The sequence below is a fragment of the Sinomicrobium weinanense genome, from assembly GCF_018863395.1.
GTDB lineage: Bacteria > Bacteroidota > Bacteroidia > Flavobacteriales > Flavobacteriaceae > Sinomicrobium > Sinomicrobium weinanense.
The window spans coordinates 461,806-477,505 of sequence record NZ_JAHKRR010000002.1 but is presented as its reverse complement, the minus strand read 5'-3'; the positions used below and the strand labels follow the sequence as shown (position 1 = coordinate 477,505).

Annotated in this window: 11 protein-coding genes; 9 read left to right on the top strand and 2 right to left on the bottom strand. The window is 49.4% G+C overall.

Annotation, left to right across the window (positions count from 1 at the left end):
* Nucleotides 1–129: 129 nt before the first annotated feature.
* Nucleotides 130–858 (top strand): TrmH family RNA methyltransferase, encoded by a 729-nt coding sequence (locus KN811_RS07665; protein ID WP_187966160.1) that lies wholly within the window; start codon nucleotides 130–132, stop codon nucleotides 856–858.
* Between the two features lie 19 nt (nucleotides 859–877).
* Here the strand turns inward: KN811_RS07665 and KN811_RS07660 are convergent, their stop codons facing one another.
* Both KN811_RS07660 and KN811_RS07655 read right to left on the bottom strand, forming a co-directional pair.
* Nucleotides 878–1,030 carry a hypothetical protein gene (locus KN811_RS07660; RefSeq protein WP_187966161.1) on the bottom strand — a complete coding sequence of 51 codons (153 nt, stop codon included), beginning with the start codon at nucleotides 1,028–1,030 and terminating at the stop codon, nucleotides 878–880.
* 11 nt (nucleotides 1,031–1,041) lie between these two features.
* Nucleotides 1,042–1,560, bottom strand: a complete 519-nt coding sequence (locus tag KN811_RS07655; RefSeq protein WP_187966162.1) for an ORF6N domain-containing protein — start codon at nucleotides 1,558–1,560, stop codon at nucleotides 1,042–1,044.
* Nucleotides 1,561–1,803: 243 nt separating this feature from the next.
* Between KN811_RS07655 and KN811_RS07650 the strand changes: the two genes are divergently transcribed.
* The 8 genes from KN811_RS07650 (at nucleotide 1,804) to KN811_RS07615 (ending at nucleotide 15,562) form a co-directional block, all read left to right on the top strand.
* Nucleotides 1,804–4,503, top strand: coding sequence for a GH92 family glycosyl hydrolase (locus tag KN811_RS07650; RefSeq protein ID WP_187966163.1), 2,700 nt, complete (start codon nucleotides 1,804–1,806; stop codon nucleotides 4,501–4,503).
* Nucleotides 4,504–4,539: 36 nt separating this feature from the next.
* Nucleotides 4,540–7,653, top strand: coding sequence for a SusC/RagA family TonB-linked outer membrane protein (locus KN811_RS07645; RefSeq protein ID WP_187966164.1), 3,114 nt, complete (start codon nucleotides 4,540–4,542; stop codon nucleotides 7,651–7,653).
* 16 nt (nucleotides 7,654–7,669) lie between these two features.
* Entirely contained in the window at nucleotides 7,670–9,133 is a 1,464-nt protein-coding gene (locus tag KN811_RS07640; protein WP_216334754.1) for a RagB/SusD family nutrient uptake outer membrane protein, read from the top strand.
* A gap of 26 nt (nucleotides 9,134–9,159) precedes the next feature.
* Nucleotides 9,160–10,017 (top strand): hypothetical protein, encoded by an 858-nt coding sequence (locus KN811_RS07635; protein ID WP_187967782.1) that lies wholly within the window; start codon nucleotides 9,160–9,162, stop codon nucleotides 10,015–10,017.
* Nucleotides 10,018–10,048: 31 nt separating this feature from the next.
* Nucleotides 10,049–11,242, top strand: coding sequence for a glycoside hydrolase family 183 protein (locus KN811_RS07630; protein WP_216334752.1), 1,194 nt, complete (start codon nucleotides 10,049–10,051; stop codon nucleotides 11,240–11,242).
* 9 nt (nucleotides 11,243–11,251) lie between these two features.
* On the top strand, nucleotides 11,252–12,628 hold the full coding sequence (locus tag KN811_RS07625) for a sugar porter family MFS transporter (protein ID WP_187967062.1): 1,377 nt from the start codon (nucleotides 11,252–11,254) through the stop codon (nucleotides 12,626–12,628).
* Between the two features lie 239 nt (nucleotides 12,629–12,867).
* A complete protein-coding gene (locus KN811_RS07620) occupies nucleotides 12,868–13,818 on the top strand; it encodes an ROK family protein (RefSeq protein ID WP_187967063.1) in 951 nt (316 codons plus the stop codon).
* Nucleotides 13,808–15,562, top strand: a complete 1,755-nt coding sequence (locus tag KN811_RS07615; RefSeq protein ID WP_187967064.1) for a class I mannose-6-phosphate isomerase — start codon at nucleotides 13,808–13,810, stop codon at nucleotides 15,560–15,562. Before KN811_RS07620 ends, KN811_RS07615 begins: the two co-directional genes overlap by 11 nt.
* The last annotated feature ends 138 nt before the right edge of the window (nucleotides 15,563–15,700 follow it).

The window sequence follows — 15,700 nt, the reverse complement described above, 5'->3', positions numbered from 1 at the left end:
CACTACTTATCAACAATTATGCAAAACAAAGATGAAAAAATTTTGTGTGAATTCCTCCCTGAAAATGAGGTTACAATCTTATTTCGAAAAATATGTTAAGATTTTACAGGGAAAAAATACACGATACGGATGGTTAGCAGGAACGAAATTAAACTAATAACGGGTTTACACCAAAAAAAGTACCGGAACCGGCACGGAATGTTTATTGCCGAAGGGGTCAAGGTCATCACCGAGCTCCACAACGCGGGAATGGAACTCCGGGAACTGTACACCACCGATAGCGGATTGTTTCCCTTTGCAGCACAACGGTCACGGGAAATATCGGAAAGTATACTGAAAAAGGTGAGCCAATTGAAGACTCCCAACAAGGCACTTGCCCTGTTTGACATTCCGGAAGAGCGGAAAACGGGATATTCCGGTCTTATCGTTGCTCTCGACGATGTACGCGACCCCGGGAACCTGGGAACCATTATCCGGCTGTGCGACTGGTTTGGTATAGAAGACCTGGTGTGCAGTACCACAACGGTAGATTGCTACAATGCCAAAGTGGTACAGGCTACCATGGGGTCGCTGGCCCGGGTAAATGTGGTGTACAGGGACCTTCCGGAATTTATAAAAAATGCAGAACTGCCCTCGTTTGTTGCAGATATGGAGGGAGTCGATGTATATACCGCTTCGCTGCCCGAAAAGGGCATCCTGGTGATGGGTAATGAGGCCAATGGAATATCCGCGGAAATAAGGTCACTGGCAGACCACCTTATTTCGATTCCGCGTTTCGGAAGGGTGCAGCAGACAGAAAGCCTTAATGTGGCTACTGCCACGGCCGTACTTTTAAGTGAGTTCAGGAGAAGGCGTTAGGCCGGGATACCTGAGAGACCTATGGTTTCCTGTCCTTGTCTTCCTTTTTGTTGAAGAGAAATCCCAGAGGCAGCAATAGAAAAATAAACAGAAATTTACGGGTAACAAGGCCTATGATAGTAATGGCCAGTCCGATAAGAAAAAGTGTCCATTGTGTTTTATTTTTCGACATGATGGTTTTAGTTATGCTCTTTTATATCCTATGCGTTGCCGCTCTTTTTGAGTTGTTTCCCTGTGGTCTTTTTCCAGGAGGTAGTTTATGGCCTCATAAACATCTTTGAATTGCTGATCGTATTTGCTTTCCAGCTCCTGCAGTTTGTCGGTAATGTCTTTATGAGAAAGCGCATATTGCCTGAGAAACACAAAAGCCCTTACGATCTGGATATTGATTTCAATGGCCTTGGAGCTGCTCAATACACTGGAGAGCATAGCCACACCTTGCTCCGTAAAGGCAAAAGGTAAGTATTTGCTGTGTTTTCCTCTCCCGGTATTCTTTAAGGTCACAACTTGTGATCTTAAAGAATTATACTCCTCTTGCGTAAGTTCAAACATAAAATCGTCCGGAAAACGGTCTATGTTTCGCCGTACGGCTTGTTTTAATGTTCTGGTCTCTGTTTCATAAAGCCGGGCAAGGTCAAAATCCAGCATTACTTTTTGTCCCCGTATGTCATAGATCCGGTCCTGGATGGTCTGTAAATGCATTGTTGTTTTAGGGTTAGCATTCCCTTTCATAGCATTTTACTGCCTTATCATCTGATAAAAGACAGTTTAAGGCGATAAAAATAATGTTTTTTCAGAGAGGAACAAAAGGAGGATAAAAGAGATGATACCATAATAAAATGTCAAAAAATATGACGGATTAGTAATAATTGTATTCTTTTTTATATACATTTGTTAAATGTTCATATGTATGAACATATAAAAACCAACCAAAACTAATACCCAATGTTACACAAGATCAGGCTTTGGATCACAGGTCTTTTTTTTCCGCTGGCCGTTATACATGCACAAACAGGTAATATAGCAGGTGAAGCTAAAATATCGGCTTCCACTTCCCTGTCCGAAACATTCCGCCCCGCTCATGTGGCGGACGGGGTGATCGGTGTCCCCGGTATAGGGGAATGGGCCTGTGAAGGGGTGACTACCGATTGGGGATACATTCGTTTCCCGTGGATAAAACTGGAATGGGAACAGCCAAGGACCATAGACAGGGTGGTGTTGTATGACCGGCCTTCGGAAAAGGAATTTACGGCCGGGGGAAAACTGGTATTCAGCGACGGGAGTATAATTTGGGTAAACCGTATACCGAACAATGGAGAAGGAAAAGAGATAAAGTTTGATGCCAAAACCGTTGAATGGGTGGAATTCCGGGTGACGGACGGCAATGGCAGCGACCTCGGCTTTTCAGAAATAGAGGTCTTTGCCGCACCGGAAGAAAACAATGATTTTGTTTCCTGGGTCGATCCCTACATTGAGACCAACCGCGGCAGGTACCTGTTCTTTATTACCGGCTCCCGTCCTTTCGGCATGGTCGGTGCAGCACCGCTGACCCGGAACAAAAACCAGAACGGCGGCGGATATAATTATAATGACGGATACATCCTGGGGTTCGAACAGATTCATAGCTGGATGCTCGGAGGGCTGGAAATTATGCCGGCCACTTCCACCGTAAACCCGGCAAAAGGGCAACAGGAATGGAAGTCAGCCTTTAGTCACGAAGACGAAATAGTGCAACCCGGCTATCAACGGGTTTATTTAAAGGACCATCATACCTGGGCAGAGCTTACATCTACCGAACGGGTTAGTTTTTACAGGTTTCGCTTTACGCGGGATATGGAGGCACAGATACTCCTTAACCTAGGCGGATATGTAAGCAATATCAATATGGAAAACGCCCGTATTCTCAGGAGTGGGAAAAACGCAATCGAAGGCTATTTCAGTACTACCGGCCGTTTCTGGGGAGGCCCCCGCGACGTTAAGGTCTTTTTTGCTGCCGAATTCGATCGCCCCTTTAAAAGGCTCGACGGCTGGAAAGGGAAGGAACGGCACAGGGATATACGTGAAATATCGGGCGACAGTACCGGAAGTGCGGCCATGTATGATGTCAAGGCAGGCGATATGCTGAAAATGAAGATCGCTATCTCTTATACCAGTATCGAAAATGCGAAGAATAACCTCCGGGAGGAATGCCCGCACTGGGATTTTGACCAGGTGCATAAGGATTCCAGGAATACGTGGAACGACTGGCTGGGGAAAATAGAAGTCAAAGGCGGCAGCCGGGCGCAGAAGATAAAGTTCTACACCGACCTGTGGCATGTACTTCTCGGCAGGCAAAAGATCAATGATATATCCGGTGATTACCCGGACAGAACCGCAGGACATCGCGAAGGAACGTTTACAGATGCAGAATTTACAATAAAAAAACTGCCCGAAGGCAAGAACGGAAAGTTGAAATTCAACATGTACAATTCCGATGCCTGGTGGCTGACCCAATGGAACCTCAATGTACTGTGGGGGCTCGCGTGGCCCGAAGTCATGGACGAAATGTCGGCTTCCATGGTGCAGTATGCGGTCAACGGAGGCCTTCTTCCCAGAGGGCCTTGCGGCGGCGGTTATTCCTATATCATGACAGGATCCCCGGCTACCAATCTCATTGCCTCCGCTTTTCAAAAAGGCCTTTTGACCAAAGCAGACCATGGCCTGGCCTATGAAAAAGTAAAACAGAACCTGTTGCCCGGCGGTATGCTGGGAGCGAAGGAAGACATCGAATTTTATACCGAAAACGGTTACTGGCCCGGCAATGCGGGGATCACCCTCGAAGCGGCATTCCAGGATTATGCCCTTTCCCGGATGGCTAAAGTCATGGGCCGGGAAGAAGATCACCGTTTCTTTTCCAAACGCGCAGGCGGTTGGAAAACACTTTTTAACCCCGAACAGAAGTTGATCTTTCCCAAAGACCGTAAAGGGAACTTTCTGTACAATGATCCGCTTTCCGGCGAAGGCTGGATCGAGGCCAATGCCTGGCAGGCCACCTGGTCCGTTTCGCACCAGATAGACGGCCTGGCCGCATTAATGGGCGGGGAAGAAGTGCTTTGCGACAAACTCAATTACGCTTTTGAGATGGCAGCACCGGACGACTTTGTCTTTGCCTACAACGAGGGGTATATCAGTTATGCCAATCAGCCCGGCTGTTCCAATGCCCATGTTTTTAACCATGCCGGGAAACCCTGGCTTACACAGTATTGGGTACGAAAGGTCAAAGAACGCGCCTACGGGGGTATCACCCCGGATCTGGGATATGGCGGTCACGATGAAGACCAGGGGCAGATGGGAGCAGTAAGCGCCCTGATGGCCATAGGACTTTTTAGCCTGGACGGAAATGTCTCTGAAAACCCCAAATATGATATAACCAGTCCGGTTTTTGATGAAATTGCCATAAAACTGGACCGGAATTATTACGCCGGGAAGGAATTTAAGATCATCACCCATAACAACAGCCCGGAAAATATGTATATCCAAAAAGCCCTCCTGAACGGGGAGGACCATACCCGCTTCTGGTTCCGTCACAAAACATTTCAAAAGGGTGGAAGCCTCGAACTCTATCTCGGACCTGAACCCAATATGCAATGGGGAATTAAGGATTAGACCGAAAATTTAATATCAACCAAAAATCTGTTTCTCATGGAAATATTTCAATTTTTGAGGGCCCGTGTCCGGTATCTGCCCCTGCTTTGCCTCGGACTGTCCCTTCAGGCTTTTGCACTTCCCTGGCAGGAGCCCATAGTGATTTCCGGAACCGTCCGCTCCACCGAAGGAGAGGTCCTTGCAGGAAGTAATATTGTGATCAAAGGAACGAATACCGGTACGATCGCCGATTTTGACGGAAACTTTGAGATCGAGGTCCCCGACCGGGATGCCATATTGGTATTCAGTTATGTGGGATTTACCCCAAAAGAGGTCGCAGTAGGATTGCAGACCGTAATGGAGGTAGCGCTGGAGCCAGACCTGGGCCGTCTCTCTGAGGTCGTCGTTATCGGTTACGGCAGTCAGCGCAAATCGGACCTGACCGGTTCGGTCTCTTCCGTAAGTGCTGAAGAACTCCGGGCCGTACCGGCACCCAGTTTTGAGCAGGCCTTGCAGGGCAGGGCTGCGGGGGTACAGGTTACCCAGACATCCGGAGTACCCGGTGGTGGGACCAATATCCGTATACGGGGAACAAGCTCCGTGAACGCCAGCAGCGAACCTCTTTATGTCATCGACGGAATGCTGGTCAACAGCGATGGCAATGAAACTTCTATCGGCGGCAGGGGCCCCGGAATAGGGCCGCTGGCTACGATTAACCCCAATGACATAGAGTCCATTGAAATACTGAAAGATGCTTCTGCAACAGCGATATATGGTTCAAGAGGAGCCAACGGGGTGGTTCTGGTAACAACCAAAAAGGGAAAGGAAGGAAGGGAAACGATCAGTTTCAACGCCTATTACGGCGTGCAGGAAGTATCCCGTAAACTCGACCTTCTCAATGCCCGGGAATATGCCGAACTGGTCAATGATGCGGAGATCAATGCCGGGAGAAACCCGGTATATGTAAATCCGGGATCCCTGGGAAAAGGGACCGACTGGCAGGAAGAACTGTTCAGGGCGGCCCCCATTGCCGACTACCAGCTCAGCTTCAGCGGTGGGGATGCAAAGACCAGTTATTCCCTTTCCGGAGGATTGTTTACCCAGGACGGAATTGTTGTCGGGTCAGATTTCAAAAGGTATTCTTTCCGGGCTAACCTGGAACGCAAAATAAGCGACAGGTTAAAAATAGGGAACAACCTTTCCTATGCCAGGATCATTTCCAACGGGGTCCTGACCGGGCCCGGTCAGATCGTTCCGGGGGTTATAGCCAATGCATTGCAGATCAACCCCGTACTTACCGTTTACAATCCCGATGAACCCGGCGGGTATACGTTTCAGCACGACCGCAAGGATGCCGTGGCCAACCCGGTAGCCGAAGCCCGGGAATACGAATCGAAGACCGTGACATCGAGGTTGCTGGGCAATGTATTCGCCGAATATTCCCTGACCGAAAACCTGGACTTTCGCACCAGTTTCGGTATAGACCTGCTCAATACCAAAAGCAGTACTTTCGGTCCCAATTTTCTGAAACGAACCGAGAACAGCCGTGGGGAAGCCTCGGTCTCTACATTGAATGCCCTGACCTGGCTCAATGAAAATACACTGACCTATAACAAGACCTTTGAAAACGGGAATAATCTCACCGCTCTTCTCGGGTTTACCCTGCAGGAATTTGAGAACGAATCCCTGTCTGCCATTGCTTTCGGTTTTCCCGATGGCAGAACAGGATATCACAACCTTGCTGCCGCAGAAAACCCCCAGCCCCCGGTCAATGACGAATCGAGATGGGCACTGGTCTCTTATCTGGCCCGGGTAAATTATGCCCTGGACAATAAATACCTGTTCACCCTTTCCGGTAGGGTAGATGGCTCTTCCAAATTTTCCAAAGGAAATCAATACGGCTTTTTCCCTTCCGGGGCATTTGCCTGGAGGGTTATCAATGAGGATTTTATGAAAGATTCAGAACTTTTCAGCGACCTGAAGCTGAGGTTGAGCTACGGGGTGCTGGGAAATCAGTCCATCGGCCCCTATAATTCCCTGGCCCTGATAGCTCCTTTTGGCGAAGGGGTGTTTAACAACGGACCGGGAGCCCCGGAAGTATTTTACGGACGGGAGCCGGGCAGTTTTCCCAACCGTGACCTGAAATGGGAAACCACGCGCCAGGCCAACCTGGGGCTGGATATGGCATTCTTGAACGGAAAATTACGGCTTACGGCAGAAGTCTATGACAAAAAGACCTCAGACCTGCTGTTGGGAACCCCGATCCCCTTTACAACCGGGTTTCAGACCACATTGCTCAATGTAGGGAATGTTCAGAACCGCGGTTTCGGCCTGGAACTGGGAGCGGACATTCTCACCGGAACATTTTCCTGGAACACTTCGGGCAATTTTTCAGTCAACCGGAACAAGGTGACCAACCTGGCCAGGGATGAAGACATTAATCTCCTGGTGGCGGGGAGCATTCTCCGGGAAGGCCACCCGATAGGCACTTTTGAAGGCTATGTTTTCGACGGCATATACCAATCGGACGAGGAAGCCGCTTCCGGCCCGGCACTCCGCGGCCAGACACCTGTTGCCGGTGACCGTAAATACAAGGATCTCAGCGGTCCCGAAGGCACCCCCGACGGATTTATCGATGAATACGACAGGACCATCATAGGAACTGCCGAACCCGATTTTACCTGGGGGCTCAACAACGAATTCTCCTATAAGAATTTTACCCTGAATGTTTTTATACAGGGCAGCCAGGGGAACGATATGGTGAATATGAACCTGGTCAACCTCGAAAACCTGAACGGACAACAAAACGTACTGGCCAAAGCAGGCCGTAACCGCTGGACCCCGGAAAATCCCGGAAATGTCTATCCCAGGGCAGCGGCAGACGATTCCTTTAGCAGTGTTTTTTCGTCCCGTTTTGTCGAAGATGCTTCCTATGTTCGGGTAAAGAATATAACACTGGGCTATAACCTGCCGCAGAAACTTATGGATCGTATCGGGATGAGCAATCTTCGTATCTACGCTTCGGCAACCAATTTGTTCACCTGGACCGATTACAGCGGTTACGATCCCGAGGGCAACGCCTATGGCGGAACGACCAATATCGTGGGGGTGGACGATGGAAACTATCCACAGACCAGGACCTATACTTTCGGAATTAACCTTGGATTTTAACGCAAAAAGAAAAACGATGACACCAATAAATAACGATCCGGTAAAGACACTGAGCAGCATCCTGCTTGTGTTGCTGTTTATTTCCTGCAGCGACTTCCTGGAAGAAGATCCCAAGAACCAGGTCAGCACGGGGAATTACTATACCACAGAGCAGGATGCCATATCCGCAGTGAACTCCGTTTATGCCTATCTCGGTTCTTATGATGCCTCCAGGGGGAACACCGCAGGAATATATCACAGTACCTTCTGGGTAACCCAGGGCCTGGCATCTGACGAAATGGACAATAACCAGCTCGGGGCCCCCCAGTTCGATCAATTGGGGACATTTACCCACAATGCCGATAACACAGCACTCCTGGAAATATGGCAAATACACTACAAGGCCATTTATCTTTCCAATATTGCCATAGAGCGTATTCCGCTGATCGATATGGACGGAACCCTCAGAAGCCGTTTGGTCAATGAAGCCAGGTTTTTGCGGGGATTGCTTTATTTTAACCTGGTCCGGATGTTCGGGGATATTCCTCTTATCATTTCCGAAGACGCCCCGTTAAATCCCGAAGCATCACCGGAAGCCGAAGTTTATAACCAGATCATTGAAGACCTGGGCCAGGCCGAAGCCCTTCCCCGCGACGGAGATATACAGGAAGGGCGTGCCACCCGCGGCGCTGCCAAAGCATTGTTGTCCAAAGTATATCTCAGGAGAGGGGAATATCAACTCGCATCCGGGAAAGCCCGCGAGGTTATGGATTCCGGTCTGTACGGATTATGGGACAGGTTTAAGGACGCCTTTCGCATCGAAAACCGGGGAGGTAAGGAAGCGGTTTTCTCCGTGGGGTTCGGAGATGGGGGCGGAGCCATCTCTTTCTGGGAAGTGGGCCAGTTCAATGTAAGGCTGCTGCCGCCCGAACTGAGCCGGGAAGTGGACGGAGTTACCAATACCCAGGGATGGCAGGTTGCCAATCCGCAGATGTACGAAGGCTTGGGTACTTCCGACGAACGCAGGGAAGATACATTTATGACCAGTTTTACAGCCTCGGACAGTTCTACCGTAAACCTGGACCATGTATACATTGATAAATACTGGGACCGGGAAGCAAACCCGACAGCCGGGGATTCCTTTAATGATTTTCCGGTTATCCGTTATGCCGATGTATTGCTTACCTATGCCGAAGCACAGGCCGGGCTGGGGAATTTTGGCGAAGCCAATGAATACCTGAACAGGATACGCAAAAGAGCAGGCCTCGACGAAGCCCGGGCCGATACTATCGAAGGTTTTATCGACCTCCTGGCAGAGGAGCGGGGAAGGGAGTTTGTAGCCGAGGGCCAAAGATGGTTCGACCTTACCCGGCTCGGAAGATTGCAGCAAACCGTACAGCAGGTAAAGGGGATCACTGTGGGCGACCAGTATCGCTTATTCCCCATTCCCCAGCGCGAAAGGGATGTCAACCCAAATCTGCCGCAAAACCCGGGCTTCTGAAATGTTCTAACTGAAAAACACAGCATATGAAAACAAAAACATACCGTTGGCTGCTTCCCGTGATCCTGGGATTGGTACTGGCCAACTGCGACGAAGACGAACAAGGCCCCGGGGACTACTATGACCAGGGAGATTTTCGCATTACGATGAATGCGGAGAAGATCCCCGGAAAAGGGCAGTACCGCAGTCGCCTGGAATCCGGCGATACGCTGACCCTGAGGGTAAATATTGAGTCTACGGAAGCATTGGAAGGCCTGGAAGTCATAAAAACCGTTAATTTACAGGTTGATACCTCATTCGGAGAGGACGGAGTATTGCGGGTAGACGCTTCGGGCACTGCGTTTGATTACGATTTTACGTATATCCCTTCTGTTGATGATGTAGACCAGTTGGTGGGCTTCACTTTTAAGGCTGTTACTGCCGGTGGAAGGGAAACCACCAGCGACCTTACGGCAAGTATCAGCCTCAGTCCCCGGGACAATCTGCCCCGCCGGAAATGGGAATGGAGCTCCATCCTGCACGTAAACAACGAAGACAATCCCAATTCTGAGGTCATAGAAGATTGCGAAAGGGACAATGCCTACCTGTTTAACCAGGACGACAGTATGAACCTGGACTATGGTACCGATACCGGGGCAGGGGCCTGTGCTTTTGACGGCCTTAACGAATTTACCCGGTGGTATATCACGGAAGATGAACAGCACTTTATCATGGAAAAGCACAATGTCTTTACCCCTGATGTCATCGTGGCCGATACTTTCCGGATAGAGACCCTTACGGTGGACAAGCTGGCACTGGAACTGACCGTGGACCTTTCGGACCTCGGGCTCCGGGAAGAAGAGATATTCCTCTACATGTTCGAAGCCGCCCCCAGGGACAACTAATTCAAACGAATTCACCAAAACCATTGAGATCATGTCTGTTAAAAAAATAAAATACCTCATGTCCCTCTCGCTGTTTGCGGGCCTGTTCCTCATCGCCTGTAAAGATAACGCGGAGGACAAAGATTCCCCGGATGATGAAAAACAAACGGAAACCGTCAAATTCAGTGTGGAGAGGGCTCCCGAATGGACCCGCGTATTCAAAAGGGATTCGGGCTGGTTTGGCGGGGACGGCATTTTCGCGATCCCGTATTCCGGAGAAGATACCCGCCAGGAGGCAGACAGTATTATCTTTCTGTTCAGCGATACCATGGTCGGAGAGATCACAGGAGATTCTTTAGTCCCCGGCTGGAAAATGGTCAACAATTCCATGGCGCTCTACAATAAAAACACTTCCCCCGAAAGTACCAGGTTTATTTTGGCTAAAGATGATAAAGGCGAGGTGACTACCATGTTAACACCCCGGAGTAATAATGAAGAATATTACTGGCTCGGAGATGGTTTCGTCAACATAGGAGCAGACAATGCACTCTATATTTTTGCCTATCGTATCCGCAATACGGACACAGACGACCTTTTGCCGTTCGAAGAAACCGGAAATGACCTTTTAATGATCAACGACAAAGACCGGCCGCCCTTTAAAGATGTGAAAGCCTTTCCCATTCCCTTTTTCCAACCTGACTACGGTTCCCGGAAAATCTCTTTTGGGGTAGGGGTCTATACGGATCCGGAGGAAGACAATTATGTGTATATATACGGGGTACGCGGACAGCGTAAAAACCTGGTATGTGCGAGGGTAGCACGCGGAGAGGTTAAAAATTTCCGGTCCTGGGAATTTCGCAAAGAGAATGGTTGGACCCGCGAGCGGGAACAGATAGCAAGCCTGGCCGACAGTGTTTCCAACGAACTCAGTGTATCCCGGATACCCGGAGGAAAATATGCGCTTATTTATCAATATGGAGGCATTTTTCCCAAGATCTATATGAAGATAGGAGCTACCCCTTACGGTCCTTTCGGAGAAAAGATAGAGCTCTGGGATACCACAAAAGACATAAACCACCCCGACCTGTTTACGTATAATGCCAAGGCCCATCCTGCCATTTCGGAGGAAGGGGAGCTCCTGGTAAGCTATAATGTAAACAGCTTTAAGTTCTTCGATGTCATCGGGGACATGCCCAATCTGTACAGGCCCAGGTTTATCCGGGTAAAATTCCAACCCGGAAATTAAGAACAGCCCATGGATCAGCAAAAAAACAAAACAGTTGCCCCCCGGAATTACATTATCCGCATTACGGTAGTAGCAGCGCTCGGGGGATTGCTCTTTGGTTACGATACCGCCGTTATAGCAGGAGCCATAGGCTATCTCCAGGAAAAGTTTGTCCTGAGCCCTGTCCTGGTGGGCTGGGCAGCCAGCAGTGCCATTTGGGGATGTATTCTCGGGGCAGCTATGGCAGGGTATGTCAGCGACCGTTTCGGAAGAAAAAAAATACTCATCGCAACAGGGGTGTTATTTTTGATATCGGCTCTCGGATCGGCCGTAGCAGTTGACCTGAGCAGTTTTGTCATCGCCCGCCTTGTAGGAGGGATAGGCGTCGGGGCGGCTTCCATGTTGTCCCCGCTGTATATTTCGGAAGTCGCCCCTGCAAAACACCGGGGACGGCTGGTAAGTATCTACCAACTGGCCATTGTTTTCGGGATCAATATCATCTATATCGTTAATTACCTGATCTCCGTCTCCGGAAGCAATTCGTGGAATGTGGATTATGGCTGGCGCTATATGATAGGGTCTGAAGCAATCCCGGCCGTCATATTTTTTGTACTGCTCTTCAGCGTTCCGGAAAGTCCGCGGTGGTTGCTGAAGAATGGCAGGGACGAAAAAGCCGGAGACATATTGCAAAAGATAAACGGGGATAAGGCCGGTGCCATAAAACAGGAAATACAGGACACCCTGAAGCTGGAGTCCGGGAGACCCGGTGATCTCTTCGGCAAAGGCTTGCGCCTGGCATTTGTAGTGGGGATTGTCCTGGCACTGTTTTCACAGATCACCGGGATCAATGCCGTGATCTATTTTGCCCCGGAAATATTCAAAAGTATAGGCTTCGGGGTAGAATCGGCCTTTTACCAGACCATTTTTATCGGGGTGATCAATACCATTTTCACCTTTGTGGCCCTTTGGCTTATTGACCGGGCAGGGCGTAAAAAACTGCTCGTCTGGGGCGTTTCGGGAATGATACTATGCCTTTGTGCCATAGGGATATGTTTTTATTTTGAAATGACCACGGGCCCCTGGCTGATATTGTTCGTACTCGGCTTTATCGCCTGTTTTGCCTCTTCACTGGGGCCGGTTCCCTGGGTGATGATCTCAGAGATATTCCCCACAAAAATACGGGGGATCGCCATGTCGTTCTGTACCCTGGTCCTGTGGATAGGGGTTATCCTCATTACACAGCTCACCCCGGTGATGCTCGATGTCCTGGGAGGAGCCTCTACCTTTTGGATCTTTATGTGCAATGCCGTGATCCTCCTGCTCTTTACCCTGAAGTATGTCCCGGAAACACGGGGACGTAGCCTGGAGCAGATAGAAAGAAGCTGGACAAAAACAGAGGACGATTGATATATAAAAGTGACAGATGATCGATGACGGAGGACCGAAGACCGGTGACAGATGTATCTGCATTGGTTGCCGAACAAAGTCGAAGCATCCGACCAAAAAGTAAACAGATGAAAATAGACCTAAGACGTAAGATTCAGAGGCAGGTATTGCAATTCCGGACATCTTGTTTTTTGTCCTAAGTCTTAAGTCCTGAAGTCCTAAGTCTAATTAGTCAAGAATGTAAATCAAATTATTTACACATGAAAAATGTAAATATAGGCATCGACATGGGAGGTACCCGTATCAAAATGGGGCTGATCGATGTAGCCGGAAATATACTGGAAACAAGATCCCTGAAAGCCCGGTCGGGTCTGGGCATGGCACAGGTGCTGGAAGACCTGGTCGCCCCTGTAAATGAGCTTTTGAACGGAAATGAGCAGGTAAAAGGGATAGGGATCGCCTTTCCCGGTATTGTCGATCCTGTAAATAAACGTGTACTTTCCGATTATGTGAAATATCCCGGGGCCGGAAAAACCGATTTTGAGGCATGGGCCGGGAAAAACTGGGGTGTGCCGCTGGCCCTTGAAAACGACGCCAGGGCCGCACTCATCGGGGAGTGGCAGTTCGGGGCCGGAAAGGGATGCGATAACCTGGTGATGATCACTCTTGGGACCGGGGTAGGGACAGCCGTTCTGATCGACGGAAAACTGCTACGCGGTAAAAATTTCCTGGCCGGGAATCTGGGCGGCCATATGAGTATAGATTACAAAGGAAGGGTGTGCAACTGTGGAAATATAGGCTGTGTGGAAAGCACGGCATCTACCTGGGTCCTGAAATCCGACCTCAAAAAAAGCGGGGCATACGCAGCAAGTCCTCTGAACCGCGATAAGGACCCGGATTATGAAAGCCTTTTTCGCTATGCCCGGAAAGGAGATCCGGTTGCAAAAGAACTCAGGGAAAATAGCATCCGGGCCTGGGGAACGGGTATTATTAACCTTATTCACGCCTATGATCCCGAAAAAATAGTTATCGGAGGAGGGATCATGAAAAGTAAGGACGAAATACTGCCGGGAATAGAAAAAATGATCGAAAAACACAGCTGGATCCCCGCCGGCAGCCTGCCGGTAGTGGCTGCCAGCAGAAAAGAAACAGCAGGCATATTAGGAACAAATTACTTATTAAATAAAGCAAGGATAAAGAATGAGATCTAATTACGACAAGTATCCGAAAATACACGTCAGCGAAAACAAAGAAGAATGCATCCGGGGCTGGGAAGCTATCGCAAAGGCTATAAAAGACAAAATCTCCGCAAAAAACGGGAGGCTTATCGCCGTGGAAACCTACCAGGGGGTGGATATGAAAGAAGCCGGAACAGCCTTTAAAAAGATCTTAAACCCGGGCCGGATATATTACAGCTCCGACGCGTTGAAACCCGAAGGCGAAATAAAGAAAATGGTATATCCCTATGTTACTGACGACAGGGTCTTCGGATATATGACAGACCTCGGTTTAAAGGATTTTTTTGACCCGGAAAGTTGTAAGAAACTGAAAGCAGAAGTAGGCGCCGGAGCAAACGGGCTACAAATAATACTGGGGCCCGGGGCTGTTTTTTGTTGTCCCGATGCCGATCTGCTGGTGTATATGGATATGCCTCGCTGGGAATTGCAGTTGAGGATGCGGAAAAACGAAGTGAGCAATCTCGGAACAGACAATAAACACGAAGAATTTGCCCTGCGTGTAAAACAGTCTTTTTTTGTAGATTGGAGAGTATTGGACCGGCATAAACTAAACCTTTTTGACAGGATCGATTTCTTTGTCGACACTGTCGAGGCTTCAAATCCGAAAATGCTTTCCGGTGAAAGCCTCAACCGCGCCCTCGAAGTGGCCAGCCGGCAACCTTTCCGCGTAGTGCCGTTCTTTGACCCCGGCCCCTGGGGGGGGCAGTGGCTGAAGGAGGTTATAGACCTGGACCGCAATGCGGTTAATTTTGCCTGGGGCTTTGACTGTGTACCCGAAGAAAACAGCCTGCTTTTCGAATTCGGAGGGGTGAATTTTGAAACTCCCGCCATCAACCTGGTACTGACCAGGCCTTTGTCATTGCTCGGCCAACGCGTATTTGAAAAATTCGGGGCCGAGTTCCCGATACGTTTCGATTTTCTCGATACGATGAAAGGCGGAAATCTCAGTCTGCAGGTGCACCCCACCAAAGAATACATCAGGGAACAGTTCGGAATGCCATATACGCAGGACGAAAGCTACTATATACTCGATGCGGGTGAAGATGCGGAAGTATATCTCGGAATAAAAGACGAGACCGTTCCGGAAGAAATGCTCGATAATCTTAAGAAAGCCCGGAGCAATGGCGGTAATTTTAATGCCGACGTTTATATCAATAAATGGCCTGTAAAAAAACACGACCACTACCTGATCCCTTCCGGAACCATCCATTGCTCCGGGGCCAACAGCGTAGTACTGGAGATCAGCGCCACACCTTATATCTTTACGTTTAAACTCTGGGACTGGGGGCGCCTGGGGCTCGACGGAAAACCGCGCCCCATTCATATAGAACACGGCGAGCATGTGATCGACTGGAGCCGCAGGAAGCAATGGACCCGGGAAAACCTGGTCAATCAGATAGAAGAAACAGCTCGCGGAGAAGGCTGGACCGAAGAAAAAACAGGCCTGCACCCTTCCGGCTTTATCGAAACGCACAGGCATTGGTTTACCGGGAAAGTTACACACCATACCGGGGGAAGTGTGAATGTGATCAACCTGGTCGAAGGCCGGGAAGCGATCGTGGAAAGCCCGGAAGGGAAATTCGACCCTTTTGTAGTGCACTATGCAGAGACCTTTATCGTCCCCGCTGCCGTGGGAGACTATACGATACGGCCGGCCGGGGAGTCGGCAGGGAAAAAATGTGCTACGCTGAAGGCATTTGTCAGGGAGATGAGGTGATGGGGAGACTGGGTGACCGGGAGACGAGGAGACTGGGAGATAGGGAGATGGGGTGAAGAGGGATTTGGGGATGTGGTAAAGTTTTATAAACAACAGGCAGATCACTATAAATTGCGATAGCTATTCAGGGTAACTGAA

Excerpts from the sequence above, each read along its gene's own strand:
- KN811_RS07665 (WP_187966160.1), top strand. The coding sequence starts at position 130 with ATGGTTAGCAGGAACGAAATTAAACTAATAACGGGTTTACACCAAAAA.
- KN811_RS07660 (WP_187966161.1), bottom strand. The coding sequence starts at position 1,030 with ATGTCGAAAAATAAAACACAATGGACACTTTTTCTTATCGGACTGGCC.
- KN811_RS07655 (WP_187966162.1), bottom strand. The coding sequence starts at position 1,560 with ATGCATTTACAGACCATCCAGGACCGGATCTATGACATACGGGGACAA.
- KN811_RS07650 (WP_187966163.1), top strand. The coding sequence starts at position 1,804 with ATGTTACACAAGATCAGGCTTTGGATCACAGGTCTTTTTTTTCCGCTG.
- KN811_RS07645 (WP_187966164.1), top strand. The coding sequence starts at position 4,540 with ATGGAAATATTTCAATTTTTGAGGGCCCGTGTCCGGTATCTGCCCCTG.
- KN811_RS07640 (WP_216334754.1), top strand. The coding sequence starts at position 7,670 with ATGACACCAATAAATAACGATCCGGTAAAGACACTGAGCAGCATCCTG.
- KN811_RS07635 (WP_187967782.1), top strand. The coding sequence starts at position 9,160 with ATGAAAACAAAAACATACCGTTGGCTGCTTCCCGTGATCCTGGGATTG.
- KN811_RS07630 (WP_216334752.1), top strand. The coding sequence starts at position 10,049 with ATGTCTGTTAAAAAAATAAAATACCTCATGTCCCTCTCGCTGTTTGCG.
- KN811_RS07625 (WP_187967062.1), top strand. The coding sequence starts at position 11,252 with ATGGATCAGCAAAAAAACAAAACAGTTGCCCCCCGGAATTACATTATC.
- KN811_RS07620 (WP_187967063.1), top strand. The coding sequence starts at position 12,868 with ATGAAAAATGTAAATATAGGCATCGACATGGGAGGTACCCGTATCAAA.
- KN811_RS07615 (WP_187967064.1), top strand. The coding sequence starts at position 13,808 with ATGAGATCTAATTACGACAAGTATCCGAAAATACACGTCAGCGAAAAC.